Origin of the sequence: Pseudonocardia sp. D17 (assembly GCF_036984265.1) — a bacterium.
GTDB lineage: Bacteria > Actinomycetota > Actinomycetes > Mycobacteriales > Pseudonocardiaceae > Pseudonocardia > Pseudonocardia benzenivorans.
The window spans coordinates 1-21,900 of the sequence record NZ_BPRG01000004.1; the positions used below are offsets into that span (position 1 = coordinate 1).

At 74.1% G+C, this 21,900-nt stretch carries 21 protein-coding genes; 3 read left to right on the plus strand and 18 right to left on the minus strand.

Annotated features, from left to right (window positions below):
* Positions 1–58: 58 nt before the first annotated feature.
* From PSD17_RS00045 to thyX, 8 genes are all read right to left on the minus strand, one after another.
* Positions 59–1,090 (minus strand): ABC transporter ATP-binding protein, encoded by a 1,032-nt coding sequence (locus PSD17_RS00045; protein ID WP_013676707.1) that lies wholly within the window; start codon positions 1,088–1,090, stop codon positions 59–61.
* Positions 1,087–1,980 carry an ABC transporter permease gene (locus PSD17_RS00050; protein WP_013676708.1) on the minus strand — a complete coding sequence of 298 codons (894 nt, stop codon included), beginning with the start codon at positions 1,978–1,980 and terminating at the stop codon, positions 1,087–1,089. The genes PSD17_RS00045 and PSD17_RS00050 overlap by 4 nt, the downstream gene beginning before the upstream one ends.
* 51 nt (positions 1,981–2,031) lie before the next feature.
* Positions 2,032–2,976, minus strand: coding sequence for an ABC transporter permease (locus PSD17_RS00055; protein WP_013676709.1), 945 nt, complete (start codon positions 2,974–2,976; stop codon positions 2,032–2,034).
* Positions 2,976–3,782, minus strand: a complete 807-nt coding sequence (locus tag PSD17_RS00060; protein ID WP_143770588.1) for a GntR family transcriptional regulator — start codon at positions 3,780–3,782, stop codon at positions 2,976–2,978. The genes PSD17_RS00055 and PSD17_RS00060 overlap by 1 nt, the downstream gene beginning before the upstream one ends.
* Positions 3,783–3,960: 178 nt before the next feature.
* Positions 3,961–5,628: a ribonuclease J gene (locus PSD17_RS00065; RefSeq protein WP_041759976.1), complete on the minus strand. Its 1,668-nt coding sequence runs from the start codon at positions 5,626–5,628 to the stop codon at positions 3,961–3,963.
* A gap of 113 nt (positions 5,629–5,741) precedes the next feature.
* Positions 5,742–6,746: a 4-hydroxy-tetrahydrodipicolinate synthase gene (gene dapA / locus PSD17_RS00070; protein ID WP_083845264.1), complete on the minus strand. Its 1,005-nt coding sequence runs from the start codon at positions 6,744–6,746 to the stop codon at positions 5,742–5,744.
* A 167-nt stretch (positions 6,747–6,913) separates the two neighbouring features.
* Positions 6,914–7,540, minus strand: a complete 627-nt coding sequence (locus PSD17_RS00075; RefSeq protein ID WP_103383518.1) for a TIGR03085 family metal-binding protein — start codon at positions 7,538–7,540, stop codon at positions 6,914–6,916.
* Between the two features lie 180 nt (positions 7,541–7,720).
* On the minus strand, positions 7,721–8,473 hold the full coding sequence (gene thyX, locus PSD17_RS00080) for an FAD-dependent thymidylate synthase (protein WP_013676714.1): 753 nt from the start codon (positions 8,471–8,473) through the stop codon (positions 7,721–7,723).
* Positions 8,474–8,632: 159 nt separating this feature from the next.
* Between thyX and PSD17_RS00085 the strand changes: the two genes are divergently transcribed.
* Entirely contained in the window at positions 8,633–9,199 is a 567-nt protein-coding gene (locus PSD17_RS00085; RefSeq protein WP_103383517.1) for a toxin-antitoxin system HicB family antitoxin, read from the plus strand.
* A gap of 5 nt (positions 9,200–9,204) precedes the next feature.
* The gene (locus PSD17_RS00090; RefSeq protein WP_013676716.1) at positions 9,205–10,257 is read left to right on the plus strand and encodes a DUF4097 family beta strand repeat-containing protein; all 1,053 of its coding nucleotides are present in this window, start codon (positions 9,205–9,207) and stop codon (positions 10,255–10,257) included.
* Positions 10,258–10,495: 238 nt separating this feature from the next.
* On the opposite strand, the gene PSD17_RS00095 is transcribed toward PSD17_RS00090, so the two are convergent.
* Entirely contained in the window at positions 10,496–11,722 is a 1,227-nt protein-coding gene (locus tag PSD17_RS00095; protein ID WP_339120799.1) for a winged helix-turn-helix domain-containing protein, read from the minus strand.
* Positions 11,719–12,732, minus strand: a complete 1,014-nt coding sequence (locus PSD17_RS00100; RefSeq protein ID WP_339120800.1) for an EamA family transporter — start codon at positions 12,730–12,732, stop codon at positions 11,719–11,721. The genes PSD17_RS00095 and PSD17_RS00100 overlap by 4 nt, the downstream gene beginning before the upstream one ends.
* 84 nt (positions 12,733–12,816) lie before the next feature.
* Here PSD17_RS00100 and PSD17_RS00105 point away from each other — a divergent pair, with 84 nt between their 5' ends.
* The gene (locus tag PSD17_RS00105; protein ID WP_339120802.1) at positions 12,817–13,368 is read left to right on the plus strand and encodes a GNAT family N-acetyltransferase; all 552 of its coding nucleotides are present in this window, start codon (positions 12,817–12,819) and stop codon (positions 13,366–13,368) included.
* Between the two features lie 4 nt (positions 13,369–13,372).
* Here PSD17_RS00105 and dapB read toward each other — a convergent pair whose 3' ends face one another.
* From dapB to truB, 8 genes are all read right to left on the minus strand, one after another.
* Positions 13,373–14,146, minus strand: coding sequence for a 4-hydroxy-tetrahydrodipicolinate reductase (gene dapB, locus PSD17_RS00110; protein WP_379653096.1), 774 nt, complete (start codon positions 14,144–14,146; stop codon positions 13,373–13,375).
* Positions 14,143–14,616 (minus strand): DUF456 domain-containing protein, encoded by a 474-nt coding sequence (locus PSD17_RS00115; RefSeq protein ID WP_339120805.1) that lies wholly within the window; start codon positions 14,614–14,616, stop codon positions 14,143–14,145. The genes dapB and PSD17_RS00115 overlap by 4 nt, the downstream gene beginning before the upstream one ends.
* A gap of 35 nt (positions 14,617–14,651) precedes the next feature.
* Positions 14,652–15,992, minus strand: a complete 1,341-nt coding sequence (locus PSD17_RS00120) for a M16 family metallopeptidase (protein ID WP_339120806.1) — start codon at positions 15,990–15,992, stop codon at positions 14,652–14,654.
* Positions 15,989–18,241, minus strand: a complete 2,253-nt coding sequence (locus PSD17_RS00125; protein WP_339120807.1) for a polyribonucleotide nucleotidyltransferase — start codon at positions 18,239–18,241, stop codon at positions 15,989–15,991. The genes PSD17_RS00120 and PSD17_RS00125 overlap by 4 nt, the downstream gene beginning before the upstream one ends.
* Positions 18,242–18,523: 282 nt before the next feature.
* Positions 18,524–18,793: a 30S ribosomal protein S15 gene (gene rpsO / locus PSD17_RS00130; RefSeq protein WP_013676724.1), complete on the minus strand. Its 270-nt coding sequence runs from the start codon at positions 18,791–18,793 to the stop codon at positions 18,524–18,526.
* A gap of 199 nt (positions 18,794–18,992) precedes the next feature.
* Positions 18,993–19,694, minus strand: coding sequence for a helix-turn-helix transcriptional regulator (locus PSD17_RS00135; RefSeq protein ID WP_339120810.1), 702 nt, complete (start codon positions 19,692–19,694; stop codon positions 18,993–18,995).
* A gap of 96 nt (positions 19,695–19,790) precedes the next feature.
* Entirely contained in the window at positions 19,791–20,717 is a 927-nt protein-coding gene (locus tag PSD17_RS00140) for a bifunctional riboflavin kinase/FAD synthetase (protein ID WP_013676726.1), read from the minus strand.
* A 10-nt stretch (positions 20,718–20,727) separates the two neighbouring features.
* A complete protein-coding gene (truB, locus tag PSD17_RS00145; protein ID WP_339120811.1) occupies positions 20,728–21,624 on the minus strand; it encodes a tRNA pseudouridine(55) synthase TruB in 897 nt (298 codons plus the stop codon).
* Between the last annotated feature and the right edge of the window lie 276 nt (positions 21,625–21,900).

Genomic DNA, 21,900 nt, shown 5'->3' on the forward strand with positions numbered 1-21,900 from the left:
ACGCCCTTCAACGCGTCCTCAACCAAGATCAACCAGCGGCGGCTTGACACAGGGCAACTCACGCCGCACGCTCCTGGGCCGGGCCGGGGTTGGCGACCGGGCAGGCGGCCGCCCGGTCGGGGGCGACCGTCACCAGCGGCGGGTCCTGCTCGTGGCACGACGGGCGGGCCTGCGGGCAGCGCGGGGCGAACGCGCAGCCCGCCGGGAAGGCGCCGACGGGCGGTGGCGACCCGACGATCGAGCGCAGCGCTCCCCTGGCGACGCCCGGTGTCGGCAGGGCGGCCAGCAGACCCGACGTGTACGGGTGCCGCGGCTCGCCGAGCACCTGCGCGGCCGGACCCTCCTCGACGAGCCTGCCCGCGTACATGACCCCGATGCGGCCACCGAAGTCGCGGGCGACGCCGACGTCGTGCGTGACCATCAGGACGGCCGTGCCCGACCGCTGCTGCAGCTCGACGATCAGCTCCAGGATCTGGGCCTGCACCGTGACGTCCAGCGCGGTCGTCGGCTCGTCGGCGATGAGCACCTGCGGGTCGCAGCTGACGGCGATCGCGATGACCGCCCGCTGCCGCATGCCGCCCGAGAGCTGGTGCGGGTAGCTGTCGGCGACGCGCTTCGGGTCGGGGATGCCGACCATCGCCAGCAGCTCCTCCGCCCGCCTGCGCGCGGCCTGCTTCGTCGTGGCGACGCCGTGCACACCCAGGACCTCGACGAGCTGCGAGCCGATGCGCCGCAACGGGTCCAGCGCACCCGTCGGGTCCTGCGGGATGAGCGCGACCTGACCGCCGCGCAAGCTGCGCAGCTCCGGCGCGGGCAGGCCCAGCAGCTCGCGGCCGTTCATCGTCACGCTGCCGCCGATCTTCGCCGCCGACCCGTAGAGCTGCATGATCGACCGGGCGGTGACCGACTTGCCGCTGCCGCTCTCGCCCAGCAGCATCATCGTCTCGCCGCGGCGCAGGGTGAACGAGACGCCGCGCACGACGTCGACGCTGCGGTGCCGGGACACGAACGTCGTCGTGAGGTCGGTGACCTGCAGCGGGGCGACGGTGGTGTCGGTCGCCGCCGGGTCCTTCTCCAGCGAGGTGGTCACGCGCGGGCCTCCGATCGGACGTCGAGCAGGTCGCGCAGCCCGTCGCCGAGGACGTTGAACGCCACCGACGCGACGAGGATCGCGAGCGCGGGGATCGCCGCGAGGAACGGCGCCGTGTAGATGTACTGCGTGTGGTCGCTGACCATGAGCCCCCACTCGGCCGTGGGCGGTGACACCCCGAGTCCCAGGAAGCTCAGACCCGCGGCGTAGACGATCGAGAGCCCGATCAGTGCCGTGCAGTAGACGACGACGGGCGGGGCCACGTTGGGCAGTACCTGCCGCGTCGCGATGGCGAGCCGCGACGCCCCGCTCGCCCGGGCGGCGTCCATGTAGTCGAGGTCGGCCAGCCGGCGCGTCTCCGTCTCCGCGACCCGGGCGACGGGCGGCACCAGGATCACGGCGAGCGCGATGATCGAGTTGGAGATGCCCGAGCCGAGCGCGGCCGCGATGGCGATGGCCAGCAGCACCGCGGGGAAGGCGTAGAAGACGTCGAGGGTGCGCATGATCGCCCGGTGCCCCCACTTGCCCGAGAGCCCGGCCGTCACCCCCAACGTGGTGCCGACGACGGCGGCGAACAGCACCGGGACCAGTCCCGCGAGCAGCGAGAGCCGGGTACCGTCGATCAGCCGGGCGAAGACGTCGCGGCCCTGGCCGTCGGTGCCGAGGATGTGCCCGGCGCTGCCGGCGGGCAGCAGCCGGCGCGCCGCGTCGCCCGCGTTCGGGTCGCCGACGAGCAGCGGCCCGACGATCGCGACGAGCACGATCAGCGCGACGACGCCCGCCGCGATCCGGGCGGACACGGTCATGCGGCGCCTGCGGCGCGGGGCGGTGGTGGGGGCGGCGCCGCTGCCGGGAACGGCGTTCGGCGACGCTTCGATGGTGGCGGTCACGAGGCTCCTCGAACGGGATTCGGCGGGTCGGGCGCGAACTCGGGGTCGGGGTCAGGCGCGGATTCGGGGGTCGACGAGCCCGTGCAGGGCGTCGACGACGAGGTTCAGCACGACGAACGCGAGCGCGGAGACGAGCACCCCCGCCTGGATGACCGGCAGGTCCCGCTGGGTGATCGACTGGTAGACCAGCAGCCCGATCCCCGGCCAGGCGAACACCGCCTCGACGAAGATGACGCCACCGAGCAGGTAGCCGATCTGCAGGCCCGCGACCGTCAGCAACGACGGCACGGTGTTGTGGAACGCGTGCACCATCACCCGGCGGTGCGAGAGCCCGCGCGAGGTCAGGGCCTCGACGAAGTCCATGCTCATCACGTCGAGCACCGACGAGCGGAACATCCGGGCGATGATCCCGGCGGGGACGAGCGCGGCGGTGACCGCGGGCAGGATCAGGTGGTTGAACAGGTCGACGAACCCGCCGTCGCCGTTCGGGTTGTACATGCCGCTCACCGGGAACAACCCGGCTCCCGCCGCCAGGTAGATGATGAGCAGCAGACCGATCGAGTACTGCGGCACCGAGATCGAGAACAGCGCGAGCGCATTGCCCAGCCGGGCCAGGATGCCGGTGCGGCGCAGCGCCGTCAGCGCGCCGACCGCGACGCCGAGCACGATCGCGATGACCGCCGCGGCGGCGCTGAGGATCAGGGTGTTCATCAGCGCGTCCAGCACCATCGGCGCGACGTCGCTGCGCCGGGCGATGCTCGTCCCGAGGTCCCCGGTCAGGGTGTGCCCCAGCCAGGTCACGTACTGGACCGGCCACGGCTCGTTCAGGCCGAGCCGTTCGGTGAGCGCGGCGCGGGCCTCCGGCGACCCCGTCGGACCGAGCAGGGAGGCGACCGGATCACCCGGAATGATCTTGATGGTGATGAAGATGACGATCGAGACCCCGAACAGGATCGGGATCGCCATCAGCAGCCGGCGGCCGACGTACCCCAGCATCAGACCTCCCCGACCACGGGATCGACGGACACCGGAGCGGTCCGGTGCGCGGGACCGACCCGGCCGAACGCCCGCAGCATCCCGTGCCGGGGCAGCTGCGCCATCAGCGTCAACCGGTCGCCACGGACCCGGGAGATCGCGTACTCCAACGGCCGCCCGTAGCTGTCGCGCAGCAGGCGCTCGAACAACATCAGGGGGGCGCCGGGCGCGACGTCGAGCAGGTCGGCGACCAGCTCGTCGGCCAGGATCGCCTCGACGGCCTGGTCGGCGACCCCGAACTCGAACCCCGCCATCTCGTAGAGCGCGTACCACTCGTCGACGGCCCGGGCGCGCTCCACCACCGCGAGCAGCTCCGTCGGCACGTAGGCCGTCGCGCAGTAGTAGGGCTCGTCGCCCAGCACCGTCAGGTACTCGACGACACCGACCTGCCCGCCCCGCTCGATCCCGAGCCGCTCCGCGACCCGCGGCGCCGCGAGCTCGCGGCTCGCCGAGAGGATGCGGTGCGAGACCCGTTCGTGCTCGGGCTCCGGGCCGTGCAGGTGGGTGAAGCTGTGCCGGACCTTCGAGGCCACCGAGAACGTCCCGGTGCCCTGGACCCGCTTGACGAGCCCCTCGTCGCGCAGCATCGCGAGCGCGTCGCGGACGACCTGCCGGCTCGCGGAGAACGACAGCATGAGCTCGGTCTCGCCCGGCAACGCGCCCGCCGGGAACTCCTCGTGGACGATCGCCACGCGGAGCAGGTCCCGGACGCGACGCGCGGCACTCGAGCGGCGAACCGTTCGGGGGTGCATCCTGGCCTCGGTCATGCATACAACGGTGAGCAGTGTGCGTGTCACCCGACAGTGGGATCCGGTAACGCGGCGGTTAAGCCGGTTGCCCGCTTCGCGCATGCCGTCCGACCTGCGAGAACGGTGTACACAATGCCGGTTACGCGGGTTGCCTCCGCGAACCGCCGGTTCCCCCGGGCGGGTCCGGCGGCGCCCGTCACACTGCGATGACCGTCGGCACGATCATCGGGCGGCGGCGGTAGGTCTCCCCCACCCATTTGCCGACGACCCGGCGCACCGCCTGCGCGATCCGGTACGGGTCGGTGATGCCCTCGTTCTCGGTCCGCGACAGCTCGTCCTCGATCAACGGCAGCACGACGTCGAGCGCCTTGGGGTCGTCGGAGAACCCGCGCCCGGCCAGGGTCGGCGGCGCCACCGCCCGGCCCGTGCGGGCGTCGACCGCGACGGTGATCTGGATGAACCCGCCCTCGCCGAGCGTGAGCCGGTCGGACAGCGTCGTCTCGCCGATGTCGCCGACCGCCAGCCCGTCGACGTAGACGCGGCCGACCTCGACGCGGCCCGAGATCGCCGCGATGCCGTCGACGAGGTCGACGACGACCCCGTTCTCCGCCAGCACCACGCGGTCCTCCTGCACCCCGGTCTGCACGGCGAGCCGGCCGTTGGCACGCAGGTGCCGCCACTCCCCGTGTACCGGGACGACGTTCGACGGCCGGACCGCGTTGTAGAGGAACAGCAGCTCACCCGCAGGCGCATGCCCGGAGACGTGCACCTTGGCGTTGCCCTGGTGGATCACCGACGCGCCCAGCCGGGTCAGGCCGTTGATGACGCCGAAGACGGCCGTCTCGTTGCCCGGGATCAGCGAGCTGGCCAGGATGATCGTGTCCTCGGGCCGGATGCGCACCGAGCGGTGGTCGCCGCGGGCCATCCGCGACAGCGCCGACAGCGGCTCCCCCTGCGACCCCGTCGAGACCAGGACGAGCTGGTCGTCGGGCAGCGTCATCGCCTCGTCGAGGTCGACGAGCAGTCCGTCGGGGATCTGCAGCAGGCCCAGCTCGCCCGCGATACCCATGTTGCGCACCATCGACCGGCCCACCAGGCAGACCCGGCGGCCGTGCTTGGCCGCGGCGTCGAGGACCTGCTGGACGCGGTGCACGTGGCTGGCGAAGCACGCCACGATGATCCGCGACGACGCCCGGTGGAACACCCCCTCGATGACGGGGCCGATCTCGCGCTCGGGCGTCACGAAGCCGGGGATGTCGGCGTTCGTGGAGTCGACGAGGAAGAGGTCGACCCCCTCGTCGCCCAACCGGGAGAAGCCCGCCAGGTCGGTGAGCCGGTTGTCGAGCGGGAGCTGGTCGAGCTTGATGTCGCCGGTGTGCAGCACCAGCCCCGCGGGCGTGCGGACCGCGAGGGCCAGCGCGTCGGGGATCGAGTGGTTGACCGCGAAGTACTCGCAGTCCCAGGGCCCGTGCGTGAGCCGGGCACCCTCGGCGACCTCGAGCAGGTGCGGGGTGAGCCGGTGCTCCCTGCACTTGGCCGCGACCAGCGCGAGCGTGAACCGGGAGCCCACGACCAGCAGGTCCGGCTTCTGCCGCAGCAGGAACGGGACCGCGCCGATGTGGTCCTCGTGGCCGTGGGTGAGCACGAGCGCGTCGACGTCGTCGAGGCGGTCCTCGATCGCCCGGAAGTCGGGCAGGATCAGGTCCACGCCCGGCGAGTCCTCGGACGGGAACAGCACCCCGCAGTCGACGACGAGCAGCCGCCCGTCGTACTCGAAGACCGTCATGTTGCGGCCGACCTCGCCGATGCCGCCCAGCGCGAAGACGCGCAGGCCGCCCGGGGCGAGCGCCGGTGGCGGGTGCATGGGCAGCTCGGCGGCGTTCTCCGCGTCCGGCGGCGGCGGGGGCGCCGGGCGGTCGCGACGGGGCCCACGGGAACGGCGGTCGGGCCTGCGGTCCGACCGTGCGGGAGGGCGGGTCACCGGTACGCGACCTCCGCCCCGATGTCGAGGGTCGCCCGGGCACCGAGCGCTCCGTAGCCGCGGTCGCGCCGGACGCCCACCGCCTCGGGGTCGAGCGCGATCCCCGCCGCCGCGAGGTCGCCGACGATCGCCGCGACCTGCTCGTCGGTCGCCGGGGGCAGCGGGAGCCGCGGGTCGCCCACGTCGATGCCCCGCAGCCGCAGCGCCGTCTTCGCGAACACCACCCCGCCGACGCGGCCCATGGCCCGGATGACCGGCAGCGTCGCGTAGTGCAGCGCGCGGGCCCGGTCGTGCTCGCCCGCCTCGTACGCGTCGATCAGCGCGCGCAGCCGGTCGGCCACGACGTGCCCGATGACGCTCACGAAGCCCACTGCGCCCACCGCGAGCCACGGCAGGTTCACGGGGTCGTCGCCGGAGTAGTAGGTCAGCGTCGTCGTCGCCAGGACCTCGGTGCCGACGCGCAGGTCGTTGCGCGCGTCCTTCACCGCGACGATGCGCGGGTGCTCGGCCAGCTTCTGCAGCGTCTCCAGCTCGATCGGGATGACGCTGCGCGGCGGGATGTCGTAGAGCATCATCGGCAGCTCGGTGGCGTCCGCGACCGCCGTGAAGTGCGCGACCAGCCCCGACTGCGGCGGCCGTGAGTAGTACGGCGTGACCACCAGCAGCCCGTGCGCACCCGCCTTCTCCGCCTCGCGGGCCAGCCGGATGCTGTGGGCCGTGTCGTAGGTGCCCGCACCCGCGACGACGACGGCCCGGTCGCCCACCGCGCTCACGACCGCCCGGACCAGCTCCGCCTTCTCGGCGTCCGACGTCGTCGGGCCCTCACCCGTCGTCCCGTTGACGACCAGCCCGTCGTTGCCCAGCTCGACGAGGTGGGCCGCCAGCTCCTCGGCTTTCCCCAGGTCGAGGCCGCCGTCGGAGTCGAAGGGGGTGACCATTGCGGTCAGCACCTGGCCGAACGGGCGGCCAGGCGGCCGGGATGGAGCAGGGGTCGGGCTCATGGGTGATGACCGTACCGCCGCATCTCCCGATCCGGCGTTCCGACCGGCGCGCGTGCGCCGTGCCTCACAGCGGCTCGCGCGCGGTCCCCGGCCCGCCGGCCCGTCCGGCGGGACGAGCTCGGCGGCGCCCGGCCGGATTCGAGGCCGCGGGACGCCCGGCCGGGCGGTCACAGGCCGCGGGACGCCCGGCCGTAGGTCTCGAGGTCGGCGGCGGCGCCCTCCAGCGACACCCGCGCCGCGTCGCGCCCGAACGCGTGCAGCACGATCTCGGCAGGCTCGCCGACGATCGTCACCAGCCCCGGGCCGGTCCGCACCACCTGCACGGCTCCCTCGGGGCGGCGCACCACCACGCCCACGGGGCTGCGCCGCCACAGCACCCGGCCCATCCGGCCGAGCAACGCCCAGAGCGCACCGTCGCGCTCCGTGTCCGGTGGGCGGGGCTCCCAGCCCGGCTCGCCGCGGCGCACGTCCTCGTGGTGGACGAAGAACTCGGCGCCGTTCGCGAACTCGTCGACCTTGCCGACGCGGTAGGGCGACCACGCCGGAGGACCGTCACGCAGCTCGGCGATCATCTCCGACCACGGCGTGTCGGCGTACCCCGACATCGCCCGCTCGGTGATCGGGGCCAGGGCCGGCACGACGATCCCCGACGCCGCCCACGGCTGGCGCTCGCGCACCAGCAGATGGGCCAGCAGGTCGCGGCTCGTCCAGCCCGCGCACAACGTCGGGCGGTCCGGCCCGGACCGCTCCATCTCGTCGCACAGGGCCGCTCGTTCGGTCGTCGCGAGGCTCACGATCGCGAACCTAGCCGTCCGCGCCGTCCCGCACCGCCCGGGTCGCCCCCGAGGGAGCCGCGCCTGTCCGGTCTGCGCTGGTCGGGCGATATGCCACCGTTCGCGGCGTCCCGTCGTGCCGCCCTCGTGCTGACGCTCGGGCGCTCCGCTACCCCTCGGTACCGATGCTCGGGCGCTCCGCTACCCCTCGGTGACGTACGGGCTCGACGCGATCTCCGTGCCGTCCTCGAGCTTCTGGATGTCGAAGTCGTTGAACACGTTCGGCACCTCGCGCTGCAGCTGGCGCAGGCACTCGACGGCCAACTCGCGGATCTCGACGTCGGCGTGTTCGGAGGCGCGCATGGCGATGAAGTGCCGCCAGGCCCGGTAGTTGCCCGTGACGACGATCCGCGTCTCGGTGGCGTTGGGCAGGATCGCGCGCGCGGCCTGCCGGGCCTGCTTGCGGCGCAGGGTGGCGTTGGGCACGTCGGCGAAGCGCTTCTCCAGGCCTGCGAGCAGGTCGGTGTAGGCCTTGACCGACGCCTCCGCCGCCTCCTCGAACAGGGCGTGCAGCTCGGGGTCCTCGGCGATCGCGGCGGGCTCGACCATCGCGGCGTCGCGCTCGGGGACGTAGCGCTGCGAGAGCTGCGAGTACGAGAAGTGGCGGTGCCGGATCAGCTCGTGGGTGAGCGAGCGGGAGACGCCGGTGAGGTAGAAGCTGACCGTCCCGTGCTCCAGCACCGAGAGGTGCCCGACCTCGAGGATGTGCCGCAGGTAGCCCGCGTTGGTGGCCGTCGCCGGGTTCGGCTTGGCCCACGACTGGTAGCACGCCCGGCCGGCGAACTCCGCGAGTGCCTGGCCGCCGTCGGCATCCGTGCTCCACGGAACGTCGGACGGCGGGAAGAACTCGGTCTTCGCGACGAGCTGGACGCCCAGCGGCACGATCTCCGGCATACCGGCAGCGTAACCGGGCACTCCGACAACGCCCGGACCGGTACCGGGGCCCGGGAGCGATCCGCGGCCACCGCACGTTCCTCCGGAAGGAGCCGCACGCACCACGAGTGCCGTCACGATTTTCTTGCGATGACGTCAGCATGACGCCATAGTGGTGTCATGGATGTCAGCCAGTACGTAGCCCAGCTGCGGGAGGATCTCTCCTCCGCCGCGGCCGCAGGCGACGAGCAGACCCGGCGCACGGCCGCGTTGCTCGGCGCGGCGATCGAGCCGGCCGCGAGGCTGGCCGTCATGAACGCCCTGTCGGACCTGGCCGCCGAGGTCACGGCCGCCCTGGGCGACCGGGTCGTCGAGGTGCGCCTCGACGGCCGCGACGTGCGGGTCGTCGTCACCGGCGACGAGCCCGCCCACGAGCCCGAGCCGGAGCCCGCGCCCACGATGCCGCCGCCCGGCGCCGACGCGGGCGACATCAGCCGCATCACGCTGCGGCTCGTCGAGCAGATCAAGAACCAGGCCGAACAGGCCGCGGCGGCGCAGGGTGTGTCGCTGAACTCGTGGGTCGCGCAGGCCGTGCAGGGCGCCCTGTCCGGCCGCGGCGGGCCCAACTGGGACCGCGGCGGCTGGGACCGCGGCAGCTGGGACCGCGGCGACCGGGGTGGCCGCGGAGGACGGGGCCGCAGCCGCGGCGACGACGGACGCCGCGTCCGCGGCTGGGTTCAGGGGTGAGGACGATGACCGACGACACGCGTGACGACGACCGACACCCGGACGACCGGCCCGGCGAGAGCCGGACGGGAGCCGCGGACGAGACCGGCCACGAGCTCACCCGGCAGGAGCGCTGGGACGCCTCGGGGCCGGCCGAGCTGGAGCTGAACATCGACGTCGGCTCGGTCCGCGTCGAGCTCTCCGACACCCGCGAGGTGTGGGTCGAGGTCCGTCACGAGGCGCAGGGCGGCAACGTCTGGACCAACGGCATCGCGGGCCTGTTCAACTGGCTCGGGTCCGCGGCGGGCCGCGGCGGGTTCGGGAACGTGCAGGGCCTCGGTGACGTGCAGGGCTTCCCGAGCGCGGGGTTCGGCGGGTTCGACCCGGGTCAGATCACCGAGGAGCTCGCCGCACGCGCCGTCGAGGCGGCCGAGATCCGCTGGTCGGAAGCGTCCCGGCGGCTCGTCGTGCGCTCGTCGCAGGAGATGCCGCTGCGCATGGTGCCGCTCGCGGTGACGGTGCGCGCGCCGGTGTCGTCACGGCACGCGGTGCGCACCGGAGCGGGTGAGGTCACCGTGACCGGGCGCGCCGGCTGGGGCGCGGTGCGCACCGGATCGGGCGAGGTCCGGCTGGAGGAGACGACGGGCGATGTCGACGTCACGACGGGCTCCGGCGACGTCGACCTCGGCGTCGTCGGTGGCCGCGGGAAAATCCGGACCGGCTCGGGCCGCATCGCCGTCGCCGCGCTGAGCGGGCCGAGCGAGGTGAAGTCCGGCAGCGGCGACGTCGAGCTCGGCGAGGTCACCGGCGACCTCGGGGTACGCACGGGGTCCGGCGAGGTCCGGATCGCGGACGCGGTGTCCGGCACGTTCGAGCTCACGACGGGTTCCGGGGGCATCCGGATCGGCGTGCACTCCGGCGTGGCCGCGGAGCTGGACCTCTCGTCGGGCACCGGTCGGGCGCGCAGCGAGCTGGAGGTCACCGGGGTGGCCCCGCAGTCGGCTCCGGCGTTGCGCATCCGCGGCCGGGCGGGGACGGGCGACGTCGTGGTGTCCCGGGCGGCCGCCGCAACCGTCTGACGACACCGTCCGCCGTCGCACCGCTGCGGCGGACGCACCGAGGAGACACGCGCCGGGTGGGGGTCCGGCGCACTGGTGGGGGCCCGGTCGCGAGGGGGAGCCGCGACCGGGCCCTCGCACGTCGGGTTCCCCGGGCCGGCGAGTTCGCACATACCCACCCGGGTGAAACCCGGACGCGCCGGGAGGCGCATCCGGACCGGGGCCACCGGATGGCGGCGGGCCGGCCGCGACCCCCGGTTCAGGCCGCGCGCACCTCGCGCGCCAGCCTCGTCGCCAGCCCACCCCGGTCCCCGACCTCGACCGCGTCGAGGCCCAGCCACTCGGCCATGACCCGCAGCTCGGCGGCCAGCTCGGCGGCGACCCGCACCTCGTCGACGCCCTCCTCGACGAACGCGCCCTTCACCCGCAGGGTGCCCGTCGCCCGCTCGGACTTGAGGTCGACGCGGGCGACCAGCCGGCCGTCGAGCAGGAACGGGAAGACGTAGTACCCGAACTCGCGCTTGGGCTCGGGCACGTAGATCTCGATGCGGTACCTGAACCCGAAGAGCCGTTCGGCACGCGCCCGCTCCCAGATCAGCGGATCGAAGGGGCACAGCAGCGCGCGACCGGTGACCCGGCGCGGCACCCGCGCCCCCGGCACCCGGAACGCGGGGCGCCGCCACCCGCGGACGGTGATGCGCTCGACCTCTCCGGCCTCGACGAGCTCGGCCAGTGCCCGGCTGTTGCGCTCGGGCCCGAGCCGGTAGTAGTCGCGCACCTCGGGTTCGGTGGCCACACCCAGCGCGGCGACGGCCTTGCACACCAGCCGGCGGGCCGCCTCGTCGTCGGGGACCGGCGGCGCGGCCAGCACCGCGGCGGGCAGGACCCGCTCGGGGAGGTCGTAGCGGCGCTGGAAGTGGACACGGGTGCCGGTGGTGAGCTCACCGACGCCGAAGAGGTACTCGCAGATGCGCTTGACCTCCGACCGCTCCCACCACGTCGCACCCGGCGGCCGGGGCGTGGACCGGCCACCCAGCGCGTCCTCCAGCGCCCCGGCCCCGACGGGCCCCAGCTCCTTCACCGCGGCCAGCACGTCGGAGACCAGGCCCGGCTCGCGCTCGACGAGCGGCCCGTAGTGCTTCCACCAGCCACGACGCTTGGCCCCCGACAGCAGCAGCGGCCAGTCGGCGACGGGCAGCAGGCACGCCTCGTGCGCCCAGTACTCGGCGAGCAGCCGCGGGCGCCGAGCGGAGTGGCTCCAGGCCGCGCCGTCGACGAGGTCGCGCGGGTAGGCGCCCAGGCGGGAGAACAGTGGCATGTAGTGCGCCCGGACCGCGACGTTGACCGAGTCGAGCTGCAGCAGGTGCAGCCGCCCGAGGACGCGCTGCAGGTGCGCGCGGGTGACGGTGCCGGACGGGCGCGCATCGGCGAAGCCCTGCGCCGCCAGCACCGCCCGACGGGCGCCGTCCGCACCGATCTCGGTCACGCGCGCATGGTGCCATCACGCCCCGACAGTTCCGGGTCGGCGCCACCAGGATCGGGCGCAGGCTCCGGGGCCGGTGGACGTCGTTCCGCGGCCACGACGAGCACCACCGCCACGACGACGATCAGCCCGCCGACGATCTGCACCGGCGAGAACCGCTCCCCCGCGACCAGCACGCCGAGCAGCACGGCGATCACGGGGTTGACGTAGGCGTAGGTGGCGACGGTCGAGACCGGCAGCCGGTCGAGGGTGTAGGCGAAGGCGCTGAACCCGCAGCACGACGCGACGAGCGCCATGTAGACCCACGCCCACCAGGAGACGGCCGGCACCGAGCCGAAGTCGACGCGGTCGCCCTTGCCGAAGCCGACGGCCAGCAGGATCACCCCGCCGACCGTCATCTGGACGGCGACGAGCGTGAGCGGGTTGGCGGGCGTCGGCAGCTTCGTCGACGAGAACGTCCCGACGGCCCAGCCCAGCCCCGCGAGCAGCACGATCCACGGGCCCCACCAGGCGTTGCCCGACACCCCGCCGGACCCGCCGGACGTGCCGCCGAGCAGCAGGACCGCGAGCCCGGCGATGCCGATCGCGACTCCGATGAAGGTCGCGGGCCGCGGCCGGTCGCCGGTCAGCGCCCGCAGCAGGACGATCCACAGCGGCACCGAGGCGATGAGCAGCGCCGCGACGCCGGACGACACGTTCTCCTGCCCGAGCGTCACCAGCCCGTTGCCCCAGGCCGGAAGCAGCAGACCGGTGAGGGCGCACGTCGCGAACTGCCTGCGCGACATCCGGAAGACCGACGGCCCGCGGACCGCGAGGAGCAGCAGGCTCATCGCGACCCCGCCGACCACGAACCGGAAGCCGCCCGTGAGCAGCGGCGGGACCGCGACGATGACGAGCTTGTTGCCCAGGTAGGTCGAGCCCCAGAGGACGTACACGACCGCGAGGGCGGCCCACGCCGCCCCGGGTCGCCCGGTCCGGGCGGCCGCGGCCGGGTCGACGCCGAGGGCACTCACCCGTCGGACGTTGCCATAGCGAAGAACCGCACGCGAGGTGACCCCGCCCTCACCCCGGGCGCCGCGCCCGGGTATCCATGCGCCATGGCCATCGCCGCGGTCCGTTCCGCCCAGCTCGCCGACGTCGACGACATCGTCAGGATCCAGTCGGTGACGTGGCGGGCGGCGTACGCGGGCCTGGTGCCCGACGACGCGATCGCGCAGCTCGACGGCCCGCAGGCCCGGCAGGCGTGGACCGACGCCGTCGCCGCGGCCGGGTCGGCCGGCACGCCGGGCGGCAACGCCTTCCACGTGCTCGTCGCGACGGAGGGCGAGTGGACGGTCGGGTTCTGCGCCGCGGCCGGGTACCGCGGCGAGGGCGGGACGATCGCCGAGGTGAGCACGTTGCTCGTCGAACCGCGGTGGGGGCGCCGCGGGCACGGTGGCCGGCTGCTGGCACACGCGGCCGCGGCGCTGCGGGCCGGCGGCGCCGAGCGCGGGCGGGCGTGGGTTCCGGAGCCGGACGCGGCGTCGCTGCGCTTCTACGGCACCGCCGGCTGGGAGCCCGACGGCGCCGCCCGCACCCTCGACACCGGCGACGGCGCGCTGCGCGAGCTCCGCGTGTCCGGGCCGCTCGACCTCGCGCTCAAGGAGTAGGCGGTCAGAGCCCCAGCAGGGGCTCGAGTCCGATCGTCAGCCCCGGCCGCGACCTGACCTCCCGCACCGCGAGCAGCACCCCCGGCATGAACGACGTGCGGTTCATGGAGTCGTGCCGGATCGTCAGGACCTCGCCGTCGGTGCCGAGCACGACCTCCTGGTGCGCGACGAGCCCCGGCATCCGCACCGAGTGCACGTGGATGCCGTCGACGTCGGCGCCGCGGGCACCGTCGAGCGCGGTGGTCGTCGCGTCCGGGACCGGCCCCGCACCAGCCTCCGCGCGGGCCTGCGCCACCAGCGACGCGGTGCGCGCGGCGGTGCCCGACGGCGCGTCGACCTTGCCGGCGTGGTGCAGCTCGATGATCTCGACGGAGTCGAAGAAGCGCGCGGCCTGCCGGGCGAACTGCATCGACAGCACGGCGCCGACGCCGAAGTTCGGCGCCACGAGCACCGCCGCACCGGGCGCGTCGGCGAGCCAGCCGCGGACGGTCTCGAAGCGGGACTCGTCGAAGCCGGAGGTGCCGACGACCGCGGCGATCCCGTTGCGCACGCAGAACTCGACGTTGCCGAGCACGGCGCCGGGGTGGGTGAAGTCGACCGCGACCTGGGCGCCGGCGTCGACCAGCGCCGACAGCGCGTCGCCGTCGTCGAGCGCGACGACCAGTTCCGTGTCGTGTGCGCCCTCGACCGCGCGGCACACCTCGGACCCCATGCGGCCCTTCGCGCCCAGTACCCCGACCCTGATCCGCTCGTTCGTCACCGGAGCAGGGTAGGTCACCCCACCACGAGCCCGACGATCCACGCCGTCGTCGCCAGCAGCCCGGCGGCGAGCTCGATGAGCATGCTGTAGCCCACCGCGCGCAGCGCGTGCCTGGCCGACGTCCACGCCTGCCGGCGGTCGGGCAGCCGCACGAGCTCGGCGAGCCACACCCCGAGCACGAACCCGAGGAAGAGCCCGATCACCGGGATCACGAAGAAGCCGACGACGCCGAGCCCCGCGCCCAGCATCAGTGTCCGACCGGGGACGCCTGCCTCCTTGAGCGCGCGGCCGGGCAGCAGGTACTTCGCGACGGTCCCGGCGACGACCAGCAGGCCGGCGATCCCGAGCACCCACCAGCCGAGGGCGTCGCCGCGCGGGACCGCCCACACCGCCACGCCGGCGAGCACGACGACGAGCCCCGGCAGGACCAGGGACACGATGCCGAGCAACCCGACGGCGATGATCACACCGGCCAGAACTGCGGTCATGGAACCCCCTGGGGCGACGGTCACTCGCGGGGGCCTCAGTCGGCGAGTTCCCGCAGCGCGGCGGGGAGGTCGCCGACCTCGTCGAACGGGCCGACGACCGCCGCGGTCAGCGGCCGGGCGAGCAGCTCGCGCGCGACGGCGGCGACCTCGTCGGCGGTGACGCCCGCGATGCGGTCGAGGCTCTCGGAGAGGCTGCGCTGGCGGCCGTGGTCGAGCTCGGAGCGCCCGATGCGGTTCATCCGCGACGCGGTGTCCTCGCTGCCCAGCACCAGCCCCCCGCGCAGCGAGCCCTGCGCGCGGACCAGCTCGGCCGTCGTCAGGCCGTTCGCGGCGACGTCGGAGAGCACGTCGCGCACGACGCCCACGACCTCGCCGAGGCGCTCGGGCGCGCACCCCGCATAGACGGAGAGGCTGCCGGCGTCGGCGTAGGAGGCCGCTGCCGAGTAGACCGAGTAGGCCAGCCCGCGCTGCTCGCGCACCTGCTGGAACAGCCGCGACGACAGCCCGCCGCCCAGTGCGGTGTTGAGCACCGCGAGGGCCTGCCTGCGCGGGTCGTGCCGGTCGACGCCGGGCACGCCGAGGAGCAGGTGCGCCTGCTCGGTGTCGTCACTGTGCAGGACCAGCCGGTCCCCGCCGCCGGCCGGGTGCGCGCCGCCGCGCCGTGGCGGCACCGGCACGACGCCGGGCTCGGTGCGCTCGGCCGCCGCGGCGAGGGCGGCACCGGCCAGCTCGGCCAGGTGCGCGTGGTCGAGGTTGCCCGCCGCGGCGACGACCATCCGGGGGGTCGTGTACTCGCTGCGCCAGAACGCGTGCAGCGTCTCGCGGCTCATCGCCCGGATCGACTCCTCGGAGCCGACGATCGGCAGCCCCAACGGGTGGTCGCCGAACAGGGCCGCGTCGAACAGCTCGCCGAGCAGGTCCTCGGGGTCGTCGTCGCGCATCGCGATCTCCTCGAGCACGACGCCGCGCTCGAGCTCGGTGTCGGCGTGCGCGAGCCGGGCGTCGGTGACGACGTCGGCGAGGAGATCGACCGCGAGGGCGACGTCGGTGTCGAGGACCTGCGCGTAGTAGCAGGTGTGCTCCTTGGCGGTGAACGCGTTGAGCTCGCCGCCGACGGCGTCGATCTCCTCCGCGATCCCCGAGGCGCTGCGCCGCTGCGTGCCCTTGAACAGCAGGTGCTCGAGGAAGTGCGCGGCGCCGGCCTGCTCCGGTGTCTCGTCGCGCGAGCCGATGCCGATCCAGATGCCCAGCGACACCGACCGCACCCCGGGCACCGTCTCGGTGACCAGCCGGATGCCGCCGGGAAGCTCCGACCGCAAGACGCCGGGGGCGGGTGCCGAAGCACCCGCCCCCGGCGTGGAGACCGTTGCGGTCACTCGGCCTCGGCGGCCGCGGCGACGGGCTCGCCCTCGGCGGGTGCGGTGTCGTCGCCACCCACGGCGGCCGACTCCTCCTGCACCGGGACGAGGCTGATCTTGCCGCGGTTGTCGATGTCGGTGACCTCGACGCGCAGCTTGTCGCCGACCTTGACGACGTCCTCGACCTTGCCGATGCGCTTGCCGTTGCCCAGCTTCGAGATGTGGACGAGGCCGTCCTTGCCGGGGACCAGCGAGACGAAGGCGCCGAAGGCCGCGGTCTTGACGACCGTGCCCAGGAACCGCTCGCCGATCTTCGGCAGCTGCGGGTTGGCGATGGCGTTGATCATGCCGATCGCCGCCTCCGCGGACGGGCCGTCGGCCGCACCGACGTAGATGGTGCCGTCGTCCTCGATCGAGATGTCCGCGCCGGTCTGCTCGGTGATCGAGTTGATCATCTTGCCCTTCGGGCCGATGACCTCGCCGATCTTGTCGACCGGGACCTTGATCGCGGTGACGCGAGGCGCGTAGGTGCTCATCTCGTCGGGGCCGTCGATGGCCTCGCCGAGGACCTCGAGGATCGTCAGCCGCGCGTCCTTCGCCTGGTTCAGCGCGGCCGCGAGCACCTCGGACGGGATGCCGTCGAGCTTGGTGTCGAGCTGCAGCGCGGTGACGAAGTCCGACGTGCCCGCGACCTTGAAGTCCATGTCGCCGAACGCGTCCTCGGCGCCGAGGATGTCGGTCAGCGCCACGTAGGTGGCCTTGCCGTCGACCTCGTCGGACACCAGGCCCATCGCGATGCCCGCGACCGGCGCCTTCAGCGGCACACCGGCGTTGAGCAGCGACATCGTCGATGCGCAGACCGAGCCCATCGACGTGGACCCGTTGGAGCCCAGCGCCTCCGACACCTGCCGGATGGCGTAGGGGAACTCCTCGCGCGTCGGCAGCACCGGCAGCAGGGCACGCTCGGCGAGCGCGCCGTGGCCGATCTCGCGACGCTTGGGCGAGCCGACGCGGCCGGTCTCACCGGTCGAGTACGGCGGGAAGTTGTAGTGGTGCAGGTAGCGCTTGTGCGTCTCCGGCCCCAGCGAGTCGATCTGCTGCTCCATGCGCAGCATGTTCAGCGTGGTGACACCCATGATCTGGGTCTCGCCGCGCTCGAACAGCGCCGAGCCGTGCGCCCGCGGGACGACCTCGACCTCGGCCGAGAGCGGCCGGATGTCGGTGAGGCCGCGGCCGTCGATGCGCACCTGGTCGGTGAGGATGCGACGGCGCACGAGCTTCTTGTTCAGCGACCGGAACGCGGCGCCGAGCTCCTTCTCGCGGCCCTCGAACTTCTCACCGAGGGAGGCCAGCACGCCCGCCTTGACCTCGTCGATCCGCGCCTCGCGCTCCTGCTTGCCCGCGATGGTCAGCGCGGCGGCCAGGTCGTCGCTCGCGGCGGCCTCGACCGCCTCGAACGCGTCGGGCTGGTAGGCCGGGTAGGTCGGGAACGAGCCCGTCGGCTTGGCGGCGACGTCGGCCAGCTGCTGCTGCGCGACGCACAGGCTGCGGATGAACGGCTTGGCCGCCTCCAGGCCCTGCGCGACGACCTGCTCGGTGGGCGCCTGCGCGCCGCCGGCGACGAGCTCGACCGTCTCGGTCGTGGCCTCGGCCTCGACCATCATGATCGCGACGTCGTCACCCACGATGCGCCCGGCGACGACCATGTCGAACACGGCCCGCTGCAGGTCCTCGTACTGCGGGAAGGCGACCCACTGGCCGTCGATCAGCGCGACGCGGACGCCGCCGATCGGGCCCGAGAAGGGCAGCCCGGCGAGCTGGGTCGACGCCGAGGCGGCGTTGATGGCCAGCGCGTCGTAGGGGTCGCGCGGGTCGAGCGAGAGGACCGTGACGACGATCTGGATCTCGTTGCGCAGGCCGTCGACGAACGACGGGCGCAGCGGCCGGTCGATGAGCCGGCAGGTGAGGATCGCGTCGGTGCCCGGGCGGCCCTCGCGGCGGAAGAACGAGCCCGGGATCTTGCCGATCGCGTACATGCGCTCTTCGACGTCGACCGTCAGCGGGAAGAAGTCGAACTGCTCCTTGGGCTGCTTCGAGGCCGTGGTGGCCGACAGCAGCATGGTCTCGTCATCCAGGTAGGCGACGACGGAGCCGGCGGCCTGCCGGGCGAGCCGGCCGGTCTCGAACCGGATGGTGCGGGTCCCGAAGGACCCGTTGTCGATGACGGCCGTGGTCTCGTGGACGTCATCGGTGATGGGATCGGTCATGAAGTGAGGTGTCTCCTCGTGGAGGGCACCTGGCCACCACGACGCGGGCGATCCTCGGCGGAGCCGGTCTTCGATCGAAGCCCTCGGGCGTGCCGCTCCCCGACGGGGACGGCGGCGGGCCCGGGAGCCACTACCGAGGACCGGCGGATTCGTCCTGGGCGCGATGACGCGGTGCGTGGCTGCTGCGCGGGTGCGCAGGGTGTTGAGTTGTCGGAGTGGCTCACCGAGTCGCTCGGTGGTGCCGCGCCGCCCGGGACCGTTCGGGCCCCGGGCGGCGGTGGGTCAGCGGCGCAGGCCCAGGCGCTCGATGAGCGACCGGTACCGCGACACGTCGACCGACGCCAGGTACTTCAGCAGCCGGCGGCGGCGGCCGACCATGAGCAGCAGCCCCCGCCGCGAGTGGTGGTCGTGCTTGTGCTGCTTGAGGTGCTCGGTCAGGTCGCTGATCCGCTTGGTCAGCAGCGCGACCTGCGCCTCGGGCGAGCCGGTGTCGCCCTCGTGGACGCCGTAGGCGTCCAGGATGGTCTTCTTCTGTGCGGCGTCGAGAGCCACGGGTGGTACTCCTCGGTGTTCTGTGCCGTGCGGGTGCTCGCTCGGCCGGTGCGGCCGGCGGCGGAAGCTCCGGGTCGGCCGCCACGGACCGCAGCCGTACCCGACGTGTCAGGCTACCAGTGCGTACCGTGCGGCCGCGTTCGGCCCGGTGCCGCCCGCCAGGCCGCGCCCGCGCCGCGGTCTCCGGCGACGGGCCTGGTCAGCGGCCGTGCACGGCGGCGCAGCGCAGCACGTCGGCCACCTCGGGGAAGGCACCGTCGAGCACCGCGGCGGCCGCGACGAGGCGCGCCGGGCCACTGACCGCCCGCAGCGCGGCGGCGGCCGCGTGCCGGGCCCCCGCGGGCTCGGCCGCGGCACCGGGGACCGGCGCGACGGGTGCGCCCGGGGCGGTCGCGCCGGACACGTCGGCCGGACCGGCGGGCCCGGGCCGCGGGTCGAACGCGGCCACCGGCCGGCGACCGGGGTGCAGCCGGTGCACCGTCGCACCCCGCCCCGCCGACGCCGGGACCTGGTGCGGCACCGCCGCCGCGGCGTCGTCCGGCGACCGGACCGGCAGCAGGTCCGGGCCCGGCGTCCAGCCCGGGCGAGCGGCGCGGACCCGTCCGAGCAGGGCCTCGACCTCCTCGGCCGGCGGCGGCGTGCCGGGACCGGCGGGGACGGCGGCGTCGAGCGCCATCAGCCGGGCGAGGACGGCGGGGTCGCCGATCTTGACCCGGCGACCGCTGACGAGCTGGCTGAGCATCGCCGGGCTCAGCCCGAGCGTGCGGGCCAGCCTGCCCTGCGTGATGTCCAGGCCTGCGGTGATCCGGCGGACCCGCTCGCCCACCGGCGCGCCGTAGAGCTCACGCTGGCGGTCGCGGGCGGCGCCGATGCGTTCGGCGTCGGCTCGATCGTCGGTCATGGCCGAATGCTGACAGTGCGGGCCGCGGCGCGTGGGCCGTTCGGAGCAATTCACCGCCGAGCCGTTCACTCCCGTGCCGTCCACCCCCGGGCCACGTCAGCGCGAGAGCAGCTCCCGGGTCTGCTCGACGTCGCGGCCCATCTGCTCGACCAGTGCCTCGATGCTGTCGAACTTCTCCATGCCGCGCAGCCGGTGCACGAACTCGACGGAGACCTCGTGGCCGTAGAAGTCCTCCTCGACGTCGAGGACGTACGCCTCGACGGTCCGCTCCCGGCCGGAGAACGTCGGGTTGGTGCCGACGGAGATCGCGGCGGGCAGCGCGCGTCCCGCGTGCAGGAACCGGCCCGCGTACACGCCGTCGGCCGGCAGCGCGGTGTAGGGCGGCGCCGCGACGTTCGCGGTCGGGTAGCCCAGGTCGCGTCCCCGCTGGTCGCCGTGCACGACGACGCCGTCGATCCGGTGCGGCCTGCCGAGCACGGCGGCCGCGGTCTCGACGTCGCCCGCGTCGATGCATGCGCGCACGAACGTCGACGACAGGGTGACGTCGGCCTCGCTGACCAGGCCGTAGCCCTCGACGGAGAAGCCGAAGCGGCGGCCGAGCTCGGCCAGCATCGTCACGTCGCCCTCGGCCCTGTAACCGAAGGTGAAGTTGTCCCCGACGACGACGACCGCGGCGTGCAGGCGGTCGACCAGGATGTCGTGGACGAACTCCGCCGGCGTGCGCCGCGACAGCTCCGCGGTGAAGGGCAGCACGCAGAACGCGTCGACACCGAGGTCGGCGACCAGCTCGGAGCGGCGCGCGAGGCTGGTGAGCCGCGCGGGATGGCTGCCGGGCCGCACGAGCTCGGCCGGGTGCGGGTCGAAGGTGACCAGCACCGTCGGCAGCCCGAGGCCGCGGCCCAGGTCGACGGCACGGCCGATCAACTTCTGGTGGCCCCGGTGGACGCCGTCGAAGATGCCGATCGTCACGACACTGCGGCCCCAGCCCGTCGGCACCGCCTCCAGTCCCCGCCAGCGCTGCACGGGCCGAAGCCTACGGACCCGCCGTCGCGGCCCCGCTCCCGGCCGGGGCGAGCACCACGACGGGACGTGCCGAACCGTCCCGGTCGGCGACCAGGCCGACCGCGTGACCGTCGGGCGCGAAGACCCCGTACGTGCCGGTCAGCCCGGCCGGCGGCAGCGGGCGGCCGTGCGAGAGGTCGGCCGCGGCGGCCTCGTCGACGTCGCGACGCGGGAACGCGACGGCGACGGCGTCGTCGAGCCCCAGTGACAGCCCCGGATCGGCCTCGAGGTCCTCGAGGGTCCTGGCGTGTTCGAGCGTGAACGGCCCGACCCTGGTGCGGCGCAACGCCGTCAGGTGCCCGCCGACCCCGAGCCCGGCGCCGAGGTCGCGGGCCAGCGCCCGGACGTAGGTCCCTGACGAGCACGACACCGTGACGTCCAGGTCCGTGACGCCGGGGCCGCGGCGCAAGGCGTCGAGGGTGAACTCCGAGACGGTGACCGGGCGGGCGGGCAGCACGACGTCCTCGCCCGCACGGACCCGGGCGTAGGCGCGCCTGCCGTCGACCTTGATGGCGCTCACCGAGCTGGGGCGCTGCTCGATCGCGCCGGTCAGCGCGGCCATCCCGGCCCGCACGACGGCCTCGTCGACGGCCGCGGCGTCGGCACCCCCCGTGGGCTCGCCCTCGGCGTCGTCGGTGGTGGTCGCGACCCCCAGGCGGATGGTGGCCGTGTAGGCCTTGGTGTCGAGCGCCAGGTGACCGAGCAGCTTGGTGCCCCGGTCGACGCCGCACACCAGGACGCCGGTGGCCATCGGGTCGAGCGTGCCGGCGTGGCCGACCTTGCGGGTGCGCAGGATGCGGCGCAGCCGGGCCACCACGTCGTGGGAGGTGAACCCCGCGGGCTTGTCGACGATCACGAGTCCGGGCACGGGACGCGATCCTCCCCTGTCGGGCTCGACGGCTCGACCGGTACCCCACCCCGCGGACCGTGCGGACGGCCCGCGGACGGCCCGGCTCGCGCGCGACGACCCCACGTGCGCATCCAGGGTCCGCTCCGCACGCCCGGGCCCGGGGCGCCGCAGACCTCGTCGAGCAGCGCGCCCCGGTCGACGACGGCACCCGCCCGCCGGGCCGGTGCCGCGAGCCGGCCCGCCCAGCAGCAGAGACGTTGCGCACCAGACGTCGAGCGCAACCCCACGGTCCTC